The organism is Salinimicrobium sediminis (genome assembly GCF_900215295.1).
Lineage (GTDB): Bacteria > Bacteroidota > Bacteroidia > Flavobacteriales > Flavobacteriaceae > Salinimicrobium > Salinimicrobium sediminis.
In genome coordinates this window covers 1,312,360-1,327,982 of record NZ_OCMF01000001.1, presented here as the reverse complement: position 1 = coordinate 1,327,982, position 15,623 = coordinate 1,312,360, and the positions used below count along the sequence as shown (strand labels likewise).

The 15,623-nt window shown below is 40.1% G+C and carries 19 protein-coding genes; 15 read left to right on the top strand and 4 right to left on the bottom strand.

What is annotated here, in order from left to right; genetic code table 11:
- Positions 1 to 142: 142 nt before the first annotated feature.
- The 5 genes from CRO16_RS06030 (at position 143) to CRO16_RS06010 (ending at position 4,773) form a co-directional block, all read left to right on the top strand.
- Positions 143 to 868 (top strand): transposase, encoded by a 726-nt coding sequence (locus CRO16_RS06030; protein ID WP_097055399.1) that lies wholly within the window; start codon positions 143 to 145, stop codon positions 866 to 868.
- A 154-nt stretch (positions 869 to 1,022) separates the two neighbouring features.
- Complete coding sequence (locus tag CRO16_RS06025; RefSeq protein ID WP_097055398.1) at positions 1,023 to 2,210, top strand: TlpA family protein disulfide reductase; 1,188 nt, start codon at positions 1,023 to 1,025, stop codon at positions 2,208 to 2,210.
- A gap of 151 nt (positions 2,211 to 2,361) precedes the next feature.
- Positions 2,362 to 2,901 carry a GNAT family N-acetyltransferase gene (locus CRO16_RS06020; RefSeq protein ID WP_097055397.1) on the top strand — a complete coding sequence of 180 codons (540 nt, stop codon included), beginning with the start codon at positions 2,362 to 2,364 and terminating at the stop codon, positions 2,899 to 2,901.
- 203 nt (positions 2,902 to 3,104) lie between these two features.
- The gene (locus CRO16_RS06015) at positions 3,105 to 3,869 is read left to right on the top strand and encodes a DUF6090 family protein (RefSeq protein ID WP_097055396.1); all 765 of its coding nucleotides are present in this window, start codon (positions 3,105 to 3,107) and stop codon (positions 3,867 to 3,869) included.
- A 127-nt stretch (positions 3,870 to 3,996) separates the two neighbouring features.
- Complete coding sequence (locus CRO16_RS06010) at positions 3,997 to 4,773, top strand: sulfite exporter TauE/SafE family protein (RefSeq protein ID WP_245858881.1); 777 nt, start codon at positions 3,997 to 3,999, stop codon at positions 4,771 to 4,773.
- 6 nt (positions 4,774 to 4,779) lie between these two features.
- Here CRO16_RS06010 and CRO16_RS06005 read toward each other — a convergent pair whose 3' ends face one another.
- Positions 4,780 to 5,283: a RidA family protein gene (locus tag CRO16_RS06005; protein WP_097055395.1), complete on the bottom strand. Its 504-nt coding sequence runs from the start codon at positions 5,281 to 5,283 to the stop codon at positions 4,780 to 4,782.
- A 447-nt stretch (positions 5,284 to 5,730) separates the two neighbouring features.
- Here CRO16_RS06005 and CRO16_RS06000 point away from each other — a divergent pair, with 447 nt between their 5' ends.
- The 10 genes from CRO16_RS06000 (at position 5,731) to CRO16_RS05960 (ending at position 12,984) form a co-directional block, all read left to right on the top strand.
- The gene (locus CRO16_RS06000; protein WP_097055394.1) at positions 5,731 to 7,236 is read left to right on the top strand and encodes a PIN domain-containing protein; all 1,506 of its coding nucleotides are present in this window, start codon (positions 5,731 to 5,733) and stop codon (positions 7,234 to 7,236) included.
- Positions 7,211 to 7,633, top strand: a complete 423-nt coding sequence (locus CRO16_RS05995; RefSeq protein ID WP_218839723.1) for an ASCH domain-containing protein — start codon at positions 7,211 to 7,213, stop codon at positions 7,631 to 7,633. Before CRO16_RS06000 ends, CRO16_RS05995 begins: the two co-directional genes overlap by 26 nt.
- A 138-nt stretch (positions 7,634 to 7,771) precedes the next feature.
- Positions 7,772 to 8,347, top strand: a complete 576-nt coding sequence (locus CRO16_RS05990) for a hypothetical protein (protein ID WP_097055392.1) — start codon at positions 7,772 to 7,774, stop codon at positions 8,345 to 8,347.
- Positions 8,348 to 8,600: 253 nt separating this feature from the next.
- Positions 8,601 to 9,167, top strand: coding sequence for a hypothetical protein (locus tag CRO16_RS05985; protein ID WP_097055804.1), 567 nt, complete (start codon positions 8,601 to 8,603; stop codon positions 9,165 to 9,167).
- A gap of 21 nt (positions 9,168 to 9,188) precedes the next feature.
- Positions 9,189 to 9,644 carry a hypothetical protein gene (locus CRO16_RS05980; protein WP_097055391.1) on the top strand — a complete coding sequence of 152 codons (456 nt, stop codon included), beginning with the start codon at positions 9,189 to 9,191 and terminating at the stop codon, positions 9,642 to 9,644.
- A gap of 76 nt (positions 9,645 to 9,720) precedes the next feature.
- The gene (locus CRO16_RS05975) at positions 9,721 to 10,248 is read left to right on the top strand and encodes a hypothetical protein (protein WP_097055390.1); all 528 of its coding nucleotides are present in this window, start codon (positions 9,721 to 9,723) and stop codon (positions 10,246 to 10,248) included.
- The gene (locus tag CRO16_RS05970; RefSeq protein ID WP_097055389.1) at positions 10,248 to 11,075 is read left to right on the top strand and encodes a tetratricopeptide repeat protein; all 828 of its coding nucleotides are present in this window, start codon (positions 10,248 to 10,250) and stop codon (positions 11,073 to 11,075) included. Before CRO16_RS05975 ends, CRO16_RS05970 begins: the two co-directional genes overlap by 1 nt.
- A gap of 83 nt (positions 11,076 to 11,158) precedes the next feature.
- Complete coding sequence (locus tag CRO16_RS05965) at positions 11,159 to 11,533, top strand: hypothetical protein (protein WP_245858879.1); 375 nt, start codon at positions 11,159 to 11,161, stop codon at positions 11,531 to 11,533.
- A gap of 72 nt (positions 11,534 to 11,605) precedes the next feature.
- The gene (locus CRO16_RS16130; protein WP_179670492.1) at positions 11,606 to 11,767 is read left to right on the top strand and encodes a hypothetical protein; all 162 of its coding nucleotides are present in this window, start codon (positions 11,606 to 11,608) and stop codon (positions 11,765 to 11,767) included.
- A 92-nt stretch (positions 11,768 to 11,859) separates the two neighbouring features.
- Complete coding sequence (locus CRO16_RS05960; protein WP_097055388.1) at positions 11,860 to 12,984, top strand: LVIVD repeat-containing protein; 1,125 nt, start codon at positions 11,860 to 11,862, stop codon at positions 12,982 to 12,984.
- Between the two features lie 237 nt (positions 12,985 to 13,221).
- Here the strand turns inward: CRO16_RS05960 and CRO16_RS05955 are convergent, their stop codons facing one another.
- The 3 genes from CRO16_RS05955 to CRO16_RS05945 form a co-directional block, all read right to left on the bottom strand.
- A complete protein-coding gene (locus CRO16_RS05955; protein WP_097055387.1) occupies positions 13,222 to 13,584 on the bottom strand; it encodes a DUF1508 domain-containing protein in 363 nt (120 codons plus the stop codon).
- A 411-nt stretch (positions 13,585 to 13,995) separates the two neighbouring features.
- Entirely contained in the window at positions 13,996 to 14,616 is a 621-nt protein-coding gene (locus CRO16_RS05950) for a hypothetical protein (protein ID WP_143544440.1), read from the bottom strand.
- A gap of 121 nt (positions 14,617 to 14,737) precedes the next feature.
- Positions 14,738 to 15,511: an NAD(P)H-binding protein gene (locus CRO16_RS05945; RefSeq protein ID WP_262507442.1), complete on the bottom strand. Its 774-nt coding sequence runs from the start codon at positions 15,509 to 15,511 to the stop codon at positions 14,738 to 14,740.
- Between the last annotated feature and the right edge of the window lie 112 nt (positions 15,512 to 15,623).

The following is a 15,623-nucleotide window of genomic DNA, read 5'->3' as shown; positions in this document are numbered from 1 at the left end:
TCAAAAATGCCATTTTAAAGCCTTTTCTTCGGAAGGGCTTCTTTATTTGAACATCACTTTTTAAAATCCATATATTTAATTTGTTGATTATCAAATTGATTAGAGAGAATAAATTCCCTTACGCAGAAAAAACAGATTCATATTGGCTGATCGTTTTCAAAATAAATACCGCATAAAATCATCCCGACTTGAAGGCTGGGACTATCGTTGGAATGCAGCCTATTTTATCACCATCTGCACTGCACACAGAAAACATTATTTCGGAAAAATCAAAAAAGGAAAAATGGAATTTACCCCTGTAGGGGTGATTGCTGATATCCTTTGGCATGAAATTCCTCACCACGCCTCTCATGTGCGATTAGGAAATTTTGTGGTGATGCCAAATCATATCCACGGCATCCTAATATTAAATAATCCCGGAAATCTAATTGCAAATGATGGGAATGAGAATGGAAAGGATGGAAATAGGAATGATGGGAATGATGGGAATGGGAATGATGGGGATGAGAATGATGGGGATATGGGGATTAAGAATGATGGGGATGGGAATGATGAGGATGGGAATTATAGGGATGGGAATGATGGGGATGTACAGCCGTTGCATGCAACGGCTCCACAGAATGAGATTTCAAAAGATCCCCCAAAAAATCATCAAATGGCTAAAATTTCCCCTAAATCCAATTCAATTTCCACAATCATCAGATCATACAAATCTGCCACTACCAAACATGCTCACCGGCTGGGATTTGAATTTGAATGGCAAACCCGCTTCCATGATATAATTATCCGGAATGACAGAGCATTTCAGAATATTTCCAAATACATCAAAAACAATCCTGAAAATTGGAAAGAAGACAATTTCGATTAAAAATATTTCCCTCTCAAAAATGCCATTTTTGACTACTTTTATTCCTATAACTTATGGGAATTAACAAGGGATATTTGGTCCTTATAAAAAACCCATTTTTAAAGATCCTATTTGACAGACCTGATACTCAAAACCCCGATCAAAATTTAAAGCATTGAGAATAATCCCCCATAAAAATACGCTTGGTCTTATCTTAATGAGCCTTGTTCTCCTGGCTTGTGATTCTCCGGTACCTATTTCAGGAAAATTGAAAGGCAACAATAAAAATAACCTTAAGGTTTACCTCATTCAGCCCGGATCTTTACAGGAGGTTGCTGCTACTTATTTCGGAAAGATCATAGATTCTGCTTTAGTAGATCCCAATGGCAGTTTTGAGTTTCACAATTTACCCGATTCAAAAGAACCTGTGTTGCTGGAAATAGCTGTGCAGCAAGTGGGAAAAGCTCCCGGCTACCTTCAAACTGAAGATCCGGAAAATTCCAACTATATGCCTATAGTCTGGCAGGGAGAAGCGTTGGAAATCACTGCCCATGCCGAAAAATTTCAGAAAAGCTTTACAATCGAAAAGGCTTCAGAAGACAATAAACAACTACTGCAATTAAGAGATGTGAAATATGAAGCCTTCCAGACCTATTTGGCAGGAAAAGAATGGAACGTAAAAAACGGAAGTCAGTTGTTGGAAAAAGAGCACGCGATATTACAATATCAGGAGAAGTTGATGCAGTTTGCAAACAACTCGAAATCTCTGCTGCCCGCAATGGTCGCCTTGAGATGGGTAAGTCCCGAGAAAAATTATGAGCGCGTGCCCGAATTCCTCGTGAACCAATGTGAAAAATGGAAGAAGGAACAACCGGACCATCCCTGGGTAAAAGAGCTTTGTCATGCCGGTGATCCTGCCAATTTACCGGTGCTGGTAGGCGATGAATTTTCGGATTTTGAGCTTTCGCTTGTCACAAAAGATACGGTTGCTCTAAAAAATATCCTGGGAGAAAGGCTTACAATCATTGATCTATGGGCTTCCTGGTGCGCACCCTGTAGAAAGGAAAATCGCGATGTTTTGGTCCCTCTCTGGAATAAGTATCACGACCGCGGATTACAGATTATCGCTTATGGTCTCGAGAGCGATGAATCTATCTGGAAAGCGGCTGCAGAGCGAGATGGTGCCGATAAGTGGATACAGGCCTCAGACCTGCAGGGAGATGACGCCCCTTTCCTGAAGAGAATACGCATCAGGGTCATTCCGGCTAACTTTATTCTGAATGAAAAGGGCGTAGTCATTGCAAAAAATCTTCATGGAGAGGCTTTAAAAGAGCTGGTAAAAGAGCAGATACTAAAGGAATAAATAACTGGAAGTTAAGACCAAATCGAAACCATGCTGAGTATCGAAATGAAACAGTCTCAAAAATGGCATTTTTGACTACCTTTAAAATGCCAATGGAACTGTGTTTCCCAGGTAGAAAATGCCGATAAACATTAGAATTAACTTTTGATAAATGGACTACTTTGATCAGCAAAGCGATCGCCTAACCTATAGAAAACTGAATGAAAAAGACATTGACAGCTGGGTGGAATACTTTGTTGATAATGACAGGTTGGCCTACCTGGGGCTTGACTTAAGCAAGACTAAGGAAACCCTTGCAGAAGAATGGATTAGATTACAATTTAATAGATATCAGGAGCAGGGTCTAGGTCATCTGGCCATTGAACTCAAAGAAACAGGGGAATTTATTGGAATGGGTGGCATTATCCCAAGAGAATTAAACGGGAAGAAGGAATATGAGATCGCTTATTCCCTAATACCCCGGTTTTGGGGTAATGGTTTCGCAACAGAGATCGCAAGAACATTTCGTGATCATGGCTTTAAAAATAAGATAGCAGATAGGTTTATTTCGATCATTGATATCGCCAATCACCAGTCGGCCCATGTGGCCAGAAAGAATGGCATGCTTGTACTATTCAAAACAGAATATCTGGGACTGCAGGTAAATATATTTGGAGTAGATAAAACTGTTAACGCCAAAGAGGAAAGCTGACTTCCGGTGTTTCTTCATCCTGGCCCGTCTCCTTTCTTTCCAACATTTGCTGACAAACAATTGCTCAACACCTCTCAAAAATGGCATTTTTGACAAGCTTTAAGATCAACTACCGACTCCTGTTAATTTTTAAAACCTATCTTTAAAAGAACTAATCATCTGGAAGCGTGCTTACTATCTTTAGAAAGGTTCGACAGGCCTTAATGACCAGAAATAAATTCACAGGTTACCTGCTGTACGCTATAGGGGAAATACTTCTTGTGGTCATTGGGATCCTGATTGCTTTACAGATCAATAGCTGGAACCAGGACCGCCAGAACCGACGGCAGGAGCAGCAGATCCTGTCGCAGCTCTTAAAAGAATACAGGAGTAATCTCTCCCAGATAAAGGACAAAATAGAAATAAGGAATGAGGTGCTTAATTCCTCCTTTATTCTGCTGCAATACAAAAAGTTGGATCCAGCCACCATATCTGTCGACAGCCTTGATGCACATCTTTTCAGGATCTCCATTAGGCCCACCTTTGACCCCGAACTTAGCGTTAGTAATGAATTGATAAATTCGGGCAAATTGTATTTGCTCCAGAACCTTGAGCTAAGGAATAAAGTTTCGGCCTTCTCGAGTTCCCTGAGCGAATTGAAGGAAGAGGAAATGGCCATATTTAATCTGACCGAAGAACGCCTCATCCCATTCCTTACAGAACATTACCAGGTGGGCCGTATGATGATGGTACTCCTGGACGACGATGAATTGAGGGCGAAACTAACCATGGGCAGCTTAAAAAAATATGAGAATATGAAGACCCTGGTGCCCGCGGCCGACTTCAGGCCTCTTTTAGAACATCCCGATTTTGAAGATTATCTGTTGCAAATGATAAGTTATACCGCCTACACGAATGAACAGTCGGAAGGGGTAAAACAAAAAATAAAAGATATTATTGCTGCTATTGAAAAAGAAATAGATCAATAAAATATCCTTTTTAAAGCCTCTTTTGCGGAAGGAGCTCATTTATTCCCTTCGAAAAATTAATATTAAAGCTACATTATCCAGAGATCTACTTCTTAGATTGCAGTAGTATTAGAACAAGCTAATTTTTATGCTGGAATACCTTTTCATTTGCCTGTTCGCCCTGCTGGCATCGGGGCTCACTTTCTTTTCCGGGTTTGGGCTGGGCACCATTCTTTTACCGGTTTTTGCATTGTTCTTTCCGCTCGACATCTCCATAGCCCTGGTGGCCATAGTGCATTTCCTGAACAATCTTTTCAAGCTTAGCCTCATTGGCAAAAAGGCCGATAAAAAGGTCGTTTTTAAATTCGGAATTCCGGCTATTCTTGCTGCTTTTGCCGGGGCTTACCTGCTTACCATACTTTCTGAAACCGAAGCCTTAATAAGCTATAAACTGGCAGGAAAGACCTTTTTCATCACCCCGTTAAAACTGATCATTGCTTTATTGTTATTCGTCTTTGCGCTTTTTGATATAGTCCCGAAACTGATGAAGCTGAATTTCGATCCCAAATACCTGCCCCTGGGCGGGGTGCTGAGCGGCTTCTTCGGCGGACTCTCAGGCCACCAGGGAGCTTTACGGACTGCCTTCCTCATCAGGGCAGGATTATCGAAGGAAGTCTTTATAGGCACCGGGATCATGATTTCTGTCTTAATCGACATCTCCCGGCTCACGGTGTATGCTGCAGATATTCTGAAAATAAGATCTGAAATAGATTATTCCCTGCTCATTGCAGCTACTTTGTCGGCTTTTGTTGGGGCAGCGGTTGGCAACAGGATCCTGAAGAAGATTACCATTGACACCCTTCACCGGGCGGTGGGAATCATGCTGCTCCTATTCTCTTTGCTGCTGGCAGCAGGAATAGTTTAGATAGAATTATTCCCCTTCTTCCTTTAGCTCCACCACCACTTCGATCTCCACGGCAATGTTGGAAGGCAAACTTACATGTCCCACGGCGGCCCGGGCATGTTTTCCGCGTTCTCCGAATACTTCGAACATAAGATCGGAAAAGCCGTTGATCACCTGGGGCTGCTCATAGAAATCTGGAGCCGAGTTCACCATGCCCCGCACTTTCACGAACTGTTTGATCCTGTCCAGGTCTCCCGTGGCCGCTTTAAGGGTGGCCAGGATCCTGATTCCCGTATTTCGTGCCGCAGCATAACCTTCCTTGGTGGTGAGATCCTTCCCTAAAGTGCCTTTTTCGGGGCTGCCTTCTCCTGCTAAGAACAGCAGGTTGTCCACCTGTCTCCACTTCACAAAGTTGGCGGAAGGTTGCCGCACTTCGGGTAATTCAATGCCCAATTCTGCGATGCGCTCTTCGGGCGACTGCGCCCACACCGGTCCGGTAATAAGGAGGACTAAAAGGAGTAGTTTTTTCATGGTTGGATTTTGGAATTCAAAAGATAATGAAAAAGCATATTATCCATCTCGAGGAATCTTATCATTTCCTGTAAATATTCACGCAAAGACCGCAAAGATTAACCGCTAAGACCGCAAAGAATTTTGTCTCAAATTGGAATTGGTGCTTGTACATTGGAATTTCCTCAAAAGGTTTCCCGCAGACCACGCAGATCTTCGCGGAAAAATCCATTCCCAATCTCTAATTAACCAATCCCCAATTAACCATTTTTGGAATTTGGAATTTGGTGCTTGGAATTTTACAGCCTTGTAGGAATTAACATTATATTAGCAGGAAGATCCTGCTCCTTCTTCCCTACCGCTGTTGCAGATCAAAACTTCTCTTTATCCCGCCGCTGGGGAAATAAAGAGAAGTGAAATATTATATATAAGACGTTAGCAGCCATTTTTATAATAATTCGTAAAAATTTGAGAATATTAATTGACACAAACATTCTAATAGGACTTGAAGATAATCAAGTCATAAAGGAAGCATTCTCAAAATTCTACAGATTAGCCAAAGTTAATGGGTGTAAGATACTTTATCATCCAAAAGCAATACCAATCGATGTTAGTAGAGACAAAGATGGAACGCGAAAAGAAATAATTATTTCGAAACTTAAGAAGTACGAGAAAATTGAAGATTTTGCAGAGCCCACCGTAAGTTTTACTCAAAACTTTAGGAACAAAAAAATAAATGATGAAATAGATAACAAGCAACTATTTCAGTTAGAAAAAGATTTTGTTGACTTTTTTGTCACTCAAGATAATGGTATCCACAAAAATGCTGAGAAAATAAATCTTGAATCAAAAGTTTTAACCATTGATAAAGCTCTCAAACTACTAGAGGAACAATTTACCTTCAAAATTCCATCGCATCCAATTCTTAGAGAGCACAGCATTAGAGAAATCGAAGATAAATTTAATAGTGAATTTTTTGACAGTCTTAGAACAGATTATGGTAAAGAAAATTTCAATAAATGGCTTCAAAAATGTGTAACCAAAAACAGAAAATGTTATTCGTTAATAGTTGAAGATCAACTTCAAGCAATATTAATTTATAACGTTGAGAAAATTGAAGATCATAAGATCCCTAATATTTATGAAAAGGTATTAAAGATCTGCACGTTAAAAGTTGATGACACCGCCTTTGGAACAAAACTAGGCGAACTCTTCCTAAATAAAATGTTTGAATTGTGTCTTAATAGCAGAATCAAATATCTGTACTTGACAGTATATGAGAAACAAGAACACTTAATTAAATTACTGGAAATATTCGGATTTTACAGAGATGAATTTGTTAATAGCCAAGGATTAAAAGAAATACGAATGATTAAATGTTTAGATAAGGACAAAATTAAAATTTCTAAAAATTCAATTTCAGCTCACCCATTTTATTTGAATAACGAACAAATCAAAAAATTCGTGATACCGATTAGACCAGATTTTTATAGTACTTTATTCAAGGATGGTAAATTAAGATCTCCCACCCTATTTGATCAAGCTCCGGATAGCATAAATGAAATTCAAGGTAATACAATAATAAAGGCTTATATATCTAATTCTAGAAATCAAAAGCCAAAGAAAGGAGATATTGTATTTTTTTATTCTTCTAAAATTAACCAGGTGATAGAACCTTTCGGCATTTTAGAAAGTATACAAATTGTTGATGATTTTAATGAGTTGTGGGAAATTGTAAATAAGAAAACAGTTTTTACCGAGCAAGAATTGAGACAATGGCTAGAAGAAAAGAAAGAATTACACGTAATAACTTTTAGATTAATAGCATATCTGAAAAATAATATTAGCTTAGAAAAAATTAAAGAAATAGACAGTTTTAAAAACAAGCTGCAGACTATAACAGAATTAAAAGAAGAAGATTATATCAAATTAAATAATGAAGGATACTTTGACCAACGTTATATTATCAATTAAACCAGTTTATGCTCAAGCAATTATGTCTGGAACAAAAAAAGTTGAGTTTAGAAAAAAAATTTTTAAAAGGCCTGTAGAAAAAATCTTTGTCTATTCATCGTCTCCAGAAAAAAAAATAATTGGTTTTTTCACAATTCAAGAAATAATTGAGGATACTCCAGATAATTTATGGGAACAATTTCACGCAATAGGTGGAATCGATAAAAATGATTTTTTTGAATATTATAAAAATTCAGAATTTGGTTTCACAATTAAAATCTCAGAGGTAGAAAAATTCGAAAATGGAATAGATCCTTCTGATTTCTTTGAAAATTTTATAGCTCCACAGTCATTTGTTTACCTAGAAGAACAAACTGCAAACAATATGGAGGAAAAAACGACAGCCAACACCGTGTAAAGCAAATGGCGGGTATTCAGCTAAAATTCGATAAATTAGAAACCAATTAAAAACTAAGCTGACAAGTTCGCCTTCCTTACTCCGTGCCACTTGTCGTTACACAAGACCGTTGGCCAATACCAGAGAAAATAAATAAAGATGAAATATATTATAATCGGAATAGCAGCAATTATTGCAATCGGATTTTTCATAAGCAGGACTAACAGAACGAAAAAAGCATCCGCCGAACAAGTACAAGTGCCGGGGAAAACCTCTCAACAAAATCCTTATATGGAAATGCGAAATATGGCATTTTCTACAAAAGCTGACCAGCTCGGACTTCAAAACATAGCAGATGATAAGGTTTATGGATTGATTACCGAGATGGCAATGAATCCTGGAAGTGCAAGTGTAATTTCCTTTCTCACCGGCGACACAAGTTTGTACCTGAGTTCCGGTGGTGGATTTATTGGAGCGGGACAACACGAAGATGTACGACAAATGGTTGCCCAAAAAGTTGACGGATTCCAAAATTATTTATCAAAAGCCAAAAAAATTGACGAACCCACCCTTCCGGAAGGAGGCACAGTCAATTTCAATTTTCTCACCAAAAATGGGATCTATTCTGTTACTCAAAATAAGGCAGATCTGGAATCAGGAAAATCAGAACTTTCGGACTTGTTTATAGAAGTGAACGAGATCATAACGCAGATTAGATTAAAAAGCCAGGGTTAAGAAGCACTGTGGGCAACAAGAAAATACAATAATTGTGCAATACCTTTCAAAAATGACCTTTTTTACTGCCTTTTCTTTTTTAAAGCGGCCTTCTGCGGTTTTCCGTAAAGTCTGTTAAAATTTTTAACTATATTCGTCTGCAGATCTTCTTTTCCTTCCCTACTTCATGAAGATCTTTAATTGAAAAAATAGTCCGTTTTTTCCGGCTCCAAAAAGGATGTGGGAATGTATCCCGGGCTACAACTATTATTTGATGAAAAAATTTTTCCTGCCCCTCCTCTTCTGTGCTTTTCCATTTTTTGCTCATTCCCAGGACGCCAGCGTAGAACAATCCACCTACGGCATCCAAAGCGGGCTTTTAGGCCTCTGGTTTCATAATGAGACTGCACTCTCCAGTGAGATCGCGCTGAGAAGTGAACTGGGTTTTGACACGGGCTTCTGGGCGGGCAGCTTCTATGAAAAGACAGGCTTTTTAATGGCTCCGGTGATAAGCCTTGAACCCAGATGGTACTACAACCTCAACAAGCGACAAAGAAAATCAAGAAGAACAGATGGCAACAGCGGAAACTTTCTTTCTCTTCAAACCAGTTATCATCCGGACTGGTTCGTAATCTCCAATTATGAGGATATACGCATAATAAGTGATATCTCGATAATACCTACCTGGGGAATAAGAAGGCACCTGGGCGATCACTTCACCTACGAAACCGGAATCGGTGTGGGGTACCGGTACACCTTTGCAAAAGAAGCCGGCTATCTTGAAAATGAAAGTGATTTGGCCCTCAACCTGCATCTGAGAATTGGGTACAGGTTCAATTAAAAATTTGGAAAACACACCACCATGAAAAGATCTGCACTTATTATTCTCATTCTTTCATTGCCGCTTTTATCCATTTCCTGTAGTACGGAGCCCGATTACAGCACAAGCTGGATAAAATATTCCACTTTTGATGACTATGCGCACAACCATGAGCAGGAAGTAACAGGAGACACTATCTACGCCTCTTTCACCACTCCCGAAAAACCATTGATCCTCCAGGTAAATACACAATCCAGTGATGGCAGCTCTCCCAGGTTCTTCAGGACCATCGATGAGGGAGAGAGAATGGAGATCACGAACGAAGTTCCCATGGGAGGATTTTATGAGCATGACAATGGAACTACCAAACACATTAAGGAAATTGAGGTCATGATACCTTCCAATCTTTATTCGGCAGGACAGATCCTAAAATATGAAACTATGATTGGTCCGGGTTCGGGTATAATTTCCAAAACAGTTTATTTGATGATCCAATAGTTGGTTTTTACCGAATGTGACTTTATCCAGGCAATAAAAACTGCAGGAAAGCAGACACTACTTTAAAGCCCCCAAAATGACCTTTCCAAAGCCTCTTCTTTTTTTCAGCTTTTTATTATTTCTTCTGTGCAGTTGTAAAACTGAAAAGCAGACAGACAGTGAGAATGAATACCTGCGATGGGTGGGAGACATTGAACATAACGAAACTACAGATAAGCCCGGTTTTAGGATCTGCAATGGAGAGGAACAGATCCTGCAATATTTTAACCTGGGAGCAGGGCCGCTCTATCCCGAAGAAAAATCGACACTTTTAGAGACCTTCGAATCCAAATACCAACCTGTAGAAACTAACGACCAGAATGGATTTATCAGGATAAGGTTTGTGGTGAACTGCGAAGGCAAAGCAGACCGTTTCAGAATCTTACAAGCCGATAAGGATTATAATGAAATTGAATTTGATGAGCGAATTACTAATCAACTCCTGGAGATCACAAAAGGAATCGAATCCTGGAAAGTAATGTACAGGCATGAGATTCCGGTCGATTATTACTTCTACCTCATCTTTAAAATAAACGATGGCCAAATAACTGAAATTTTACCCTAATGAAGAAGTTATATCTTTTACTGCTGCTGATCCCTTTTTCAGGCACCTATGCCCAACCCAATTGCGAAGCTTATAAATATTTGGGAGATATGGTGAAATACGAAGCCTGTAAAAAAGCGATGGAGATCAAAGGTCATTATCAATTCAGTAAGGAATATCAGACTATTCTGGATGAAGCAATCAAGATCGATCCAACCTTTGATTACCCTTACTGGGCAAAATCTGTTGCCTATCTTAAAAGCGGGGATTTCGTAACCTGGAAAAAACTTATTGATAAAGCAGTCGCATTGAATCCCAAAGAACGCCTCGGATACAGAGGCTGGTGTCGCTATCAATTCTTCAGGGACTACGAAGGAGCGATCCGGGATATCGAAAAACTAGATAGCCTGGTAACCTATGACATAGGGCAGTCTCAAAACGGCACCTATCACCTGAACATCGCCAAAGGACTTTGCTATAAAGCCATCGGAGAAAAGGAGAAGGCAATAAACATCATAGAAGAGCAGATAAAGCTGAACGAAGCAGAGGATTTTATTGGCGCCTACGACTATTTACACCTCGGAGTTCTTTACCTGGAAACGAATGATCCTGAGAAAGCTTTGGCAGCATTTAAAAACCAAACTGAGCATAATGAGGTAGCCGAGAATCAATATTACTCAGCTCTGGCCTATAAAGCCTTACAAAACCAAGATGAATACAAGACCGGCCTGCAAAGGGCCAAAAAACTTTATCTGGAGGGAAATAAACTGTCCGATCCCTATTCAAGTCCCATGGACAAGATATTCCTGAAGGACATTGAAGTTGAATTAGAAGCGGCAGGGAACTGACTCTATAGAACCGGGCAGCCCTTACAGTATATTACAAAGACACCTTTACAAACAACCTTCAGAAACATCTAACAACTCAAATTTTGGCCGAACGAAAAACAGCAGGAAAACAAAGGATTCTTAGCAGCATATTGATCTGGTTACCTTCACTGGTAATCACCCTATACTATATTCCAAACGCTCTGGATAAATTACTCAATCCATATCAAACCGGAAAAATCGTAGAAAGTGCTGTTGTGATGATCATCGCCGGCACTTTTCTGTTAGTTGGGACCGGGCTGTTCTTATACAGGAAAACCATTTTGATAGGCACTTCCATGCTGGTTTTATATATGACCTTCATTGTTCTGATCCATATGTATAAAGGAAAACCATCTGAGGTCGTGATCCTAATCCTAATGGCTACCATTTTCGCTTCATACATAAGACAGCCGCATTTATTTTCTCAAAAACCATAATTACAGAAGAATTTAATTATCGAAACCGAAAAGGGCCGGGAAGAGACCACTCTTGATCTGACCAAAGAAAAAGTGCAGGTACCGAAAAATGGCTTCTTTATAGTCCTGGAAAGGATCTATCAGGAGGAATACAGGCACATGAACAGAAATTATGAAGAGGGGAAATCCATTAAATACATATATCAACCGCAGCCGGCAATGGTGAAAGAAGGTGAACCTGAAGCTAACCAGTAAAGTAAAATACTGAAATACGGGTAGTTACTCAAAAATGGAGTATTTTTTGCAATAACTACAATTGGATGATTACTCCTCTAAAAATTTAAAACATGACCAGATCTCTTTCTTTACTTGCACTTGTATTATCCATCCTCCTTTCAGGCTGCTCAAGGGATGAAGAAGGAACTGAAAATGTAGTGAAAGAAACACCCCCTTTTTCACAGGCCGCTACTTTAAATATTCCGGGAACTTCCACCACAGATGTTTGGGGTTTTGAACGTGCCGGTAAAGAATATGCTATAGTAGGAGATATTAGTCAAAACAGGAATTTTTCCATTGTAGATGTTACAGATGCGGATAACCCCGTCCTCCTTTCAACCACCTCCTATCCGGCTTTTGACATGAAAGTGTGGCAAAATTTTCTTTATGTTGTTGATGGATTACATGATGGGTTGGGGGAAATGAGAGGTAAAATCTATAACATAGAGGATCCGGCTGCCCCGGTCGCTGTGGGTAATTTCCCGTCTGCTCATAACATCTTCATTGACGAAAAAGGTTATTTATACCTTTCAGGAAAACATGAAACGATCAATAACGAGATAAAGGAATTTGGCATTTCCATTTACGATCTAAATGCTACTCCGGCACAACCTCAACCGGTGTGGAGTTCTGAACTTCCCGAATCTCATGACATGGCAGTCATCGGAGACAGGATGTTCGATTTTCACGGAGAAGCAGGAACTTTTATCTATGATGTCACCGATAGATCTTCCCCTGTAGTTTTAAGTAACCTCAGTACCGGAAAGGGATATGATCACAGCGGCTGGACCACAGAAAACGGGAACTATCTCTTTATAACAAATGAATTGGCCGCCTCCTCTGAATTTGATTTTGAAAATCTTGGCGGTCCTGATATTGCTATCTGGAATATTTCTGATGTCTCCAGTCCTGTACAGGTGGGAGAGATCCACGACGAATCTTCACGGGTACACAACCTGTACATCAAAGGAGACCTGGCCTACATCTCTTATTACAGTGCCGGCCTCAAGATCTTTAATGTTGCTAATCCCGGGGCTCCGGAGCTCATTTACACCTATGACACCAATGGAAGTATCGACGCAGGATTTGAAGATGGATTCAATGGTGCTTTTGGGGTCTACCCTTTCAGCCCCTCCGGAAATGTCTTTGTGAGTGACGTAACTACAGACTTCCATATTTTCACTCCCAATCCATAACTCTGTTGTCGCAGCAAAAATCTCTTTTGACAGAGCCTGATCAATATTTAAATTCAAAATTTTTCCACTTTCCATAGATCACAGTCACGCCACTTAGGGAGTTGCCTTACCTATTTAAAGTATTTCCTCTTCGCAAACAAAAGGTAAAACAAGTGCGTGGTATGCGGATCAGCAATAAACTTTCAGTGAAGATCCTTCCCTCTGGTAATTGTTTATTGTTAATTGTTTATTGAAAGATCACTCCTCTTCCTCCACCTCCGCAAAGATGTCTTCATTGACAGAAAAATCGAGAGTTTCGGCCTCGGGCAGAAATTTTAGAAACTGGTCTATACCTTTTTGGAGCATGAGCTCTGTGGAAAATTTGCGACTGTTAGCCAATACCAGTCCGCCGCGGGTGATCCTGAAAAAATATTTTCCCGAACCTGTCCTGGCTTTTCTAAAAACGAAAGAATCAAAATCATTCCTGATGGTCTCAATGATCTTTTCACAATCTGATTTCTCCCTGCAGGCGATACTGGTAAAGATGGTTTTCCCCCTGCGGGAGGCAAAAGTGAATTTATAACTCCCGTTTTCTCTTTTACTTATCACAAATGCACTCATAGGCTATCCCGGAATTTTACAAAACTTCAAATCTAAAAAAACAGAAGTCCGGAGCCACTAATAAAATTTCAAAAGTTATCAAGAAGAGAAGTACCAAATTTCACAGAGGTTAACCTCAGATTAGTTAATCAGGGATTGGAATGATTTTTCTGCGAAGATTGGCGTAATCTGCGGGAAACCCTTTTTATTGTAGGATATAAATCGATTATTGTATAGTAAATAAGCCGGAAAAATAGTCTTTATCACCTCTATTGAAATGACATAGATGGCAGCAAATAATTGCTAATTTCTTCGTGCTCTTACTTTTATACTTCTTTGCTTAGTGTGAAGATGGCGCCTATTTGCAAATCGTGCCGTTTAGCACAAAAAAAGCCGGCGAAGTGCCGGCTTTAAGCTTATAATTTCAAGGTTTTATTTATTGCCACCTTTGCTTTTGATCTTACGGTTCTTTTTATGAAGTTCTATCTCCCGCCTTTCTGCTCTTTTAGCTTGCTCCCTATACCATTCGGCAGCTTCTTTAGCCTGTTCCCGGTTCCATTCGGCCTTATCCTTTCGTAGCTCTCTCTCCCGCTCTGCCGCTTCTTTAGCACGTTCGCGATAGTATTCCGCTTCCTCTTTAGCACGCTCTCTTTCCAACTCATTATCCAATTTTCTCATTTCCCGCTCCCTTTCGGCAGCTGCTTTGGCTCTTTCGCGGTAATATTCAGCATCTGCTTTAGCCATTTCCCGGTAAGCTTCGGCTGCATCCTTTCTTTCTTCGCGGTACAATTTGGCTAACTCCTTTTCACGTTCCCGGTGCCATTTAGCTTCTTCTTTTGCTCTTTCCCTGTAAAGTTTTTCCCGTTCTTTCCCGGCCTTCCTGGCGTCTTTAGCTATTTCCTTACGTTCCCTGGAGATTTCCTTCCTCTCCTTAGTCATTTCCTGGCGTTCCTTTGCTCTTTCTTTGTTCTCCTTCCCTCTTTCCTGTGAAAAACCGGAGAATCCGGCCATTAGGAAGAACACACTTGCAATTATTATGGATAATTTTTTCATAATCAATAGGTTTTTAACAGTAGAAGCAAGTACTGTGCCGCTTCTGCACAAGCTTTTGCTCTGCCTGGCGAATGTTTAAAATCAGAGGCCAAAATTGCGTTAGCTGTTTTTAGATTATGGATCAGATTCCTTCCTGAAACTCCACACCCAGTTCCCTCATTCCCTTTGAAGCGGAAATCACTTTTCCAACAGAAGGTTTTGAGTGGTCAAAATGAGGCTCCTCCAGCCCTGCTTCCCTGGCCTTTTCTTTATAATACTTTTCCCGTGGCGGATTCAAAGGATAAACTGCATTATAAATCTCTCCAAAAATGTCATTTTCAAGCAGCTTTTTAATGACCTGCAGGCAATCCTTTAGATGGATCAAATTTACAGGCCCCAGCGGATTTGCAAGTCGGGTCCTGCCGGCAAGATATTTTACCGGATGCCTCCCTGCTCCTATCAATCCGCCAAAGCGAATTATTGTGGTGTCAAAAACGGAATTTCGGAGCATGATCTTTTCTGCGGAAATGAGTGCTTTGCCCGAAGCTGAAGAAGCATTAGGTTGGGTATCCTCGGTATAGATCGTAAAATTTTCTGTCTCTTCATAAACGGAAATAGAGGACACAAAAATGACCTTTTTGACACCTGAAGCTTCAACCGCTTCAGAAAGTAGCCTTATAGCTCCTGAATAATCCATTTTGGGGTCCTTTCTCAGCCCCGGGGGAAAATCTACGACAAGAACATCGGTAGCCTTTAGAAAATCGGCTATATCTCCCTCTATTCCTTCCGAAGTTACCTTGATCTGGTAAGGTTTTATTCCGGCGTTTCTTAAAGTCGGTAATTTTTCAGCAGAAGTCGTAGAACCCTTTACTGAAAAATCTTCAGCAAGCAGCATTTTTGCCAGCGGCAATCCCAGCCAGCCGGTTCCGAGTATGGAAATGTGTTTTAAAGGTTTAATGTCTAAGGATTAAGGTTTATTAAATTCCAAATTACAATAACTTAAGTAAATAGTTGCGGGTTGCGGGTTT

Bases quoted from the DNA above. Each gene is read 5' to 3' on its own strand.
- CRO16_RS05955 (WP_097055387.1), bottom strand. From the start codon at position 13,584: ATGAGTGCATTTGTGATAAGTAAAAGAGAAAACGGGAGTTATAAATTC.
- CRO16_RS05990 (WP_097055392.1), top strand. From the start codon at position 7,772: ATGAAATATATTATAATCGGAATAGCAGCAATTATTGCAATCGGATTT.
- CRO16_RS05970 (WP_097055389.1), top strand. From the start codon at position 10,248: ATGAAGAAGTTATATCTTTTACTGCTGCTGATCCCTTTTTCAGGCACC.
- CRO16_RS06010 (WP_245858881.1), top strand. From the start codon at position 3,997: ATGCTGGAATACCTTTTCATTTGCCTGTTCGCCCTGCTGGCATCGGGG.
- CRO16_RS06020 (WP_097055397.1), top strand. From the start codon at position 2,362: ATGGACTACTTTGATCAGCAAAGCGATCGCCTAACCTATAGAAAACTG.
- CRO16_RS06015 (WP_097055396.1), top strand. From the start codon at position 3,105: ATGACCAGAAATAAATTCACAGGTTACCTGCTGTACGCTATAGGGGAA.
- CRO16_RS05985 (WP_097055804.1), top strand. From the start codon at position 8,601: ATGAAAAAATTTTTCCTGCCCCTCCTCTTCTGTGCTTTTCCATTTTTT.
- CRO16_RS05975 (WP_097055390.1), top strand. From the start codon at position 9,721: ATGACCTTTCCAAAGCCTCTTCTTTTTTTCAGCTTTTTATTATTTCTT.
- CRO16_RS05960 (WP_097055388.1), top strand. From the start codon at position 11,860: ATGACCAGATCTCTTTCTTTACTTGCACTTGTATTATCCATCCTCCTT.
- CRO16_RS05950 (WP_143544440.1), bottom strand. From the start codon at position 14,616: ATGAAAAAATTATCCATAATAATTGCAAGTGTGTTCTTCCTAATGGCC.
- CRO16_RS05980 (WP_097055391.1), top strand. From the start codon at position 9,189: ATGAAAAGATCTGCACTTATTATTCTCATTCTTTCATTGCCGCTTTTA.
- CRO16_RS06005 (WP_097055395.1), bottom strand. From the start codon at position 5,283: ATGAAAAAACTACTCCTTTTAGTCCTCCTTATTACCGGACCGGTGTGG.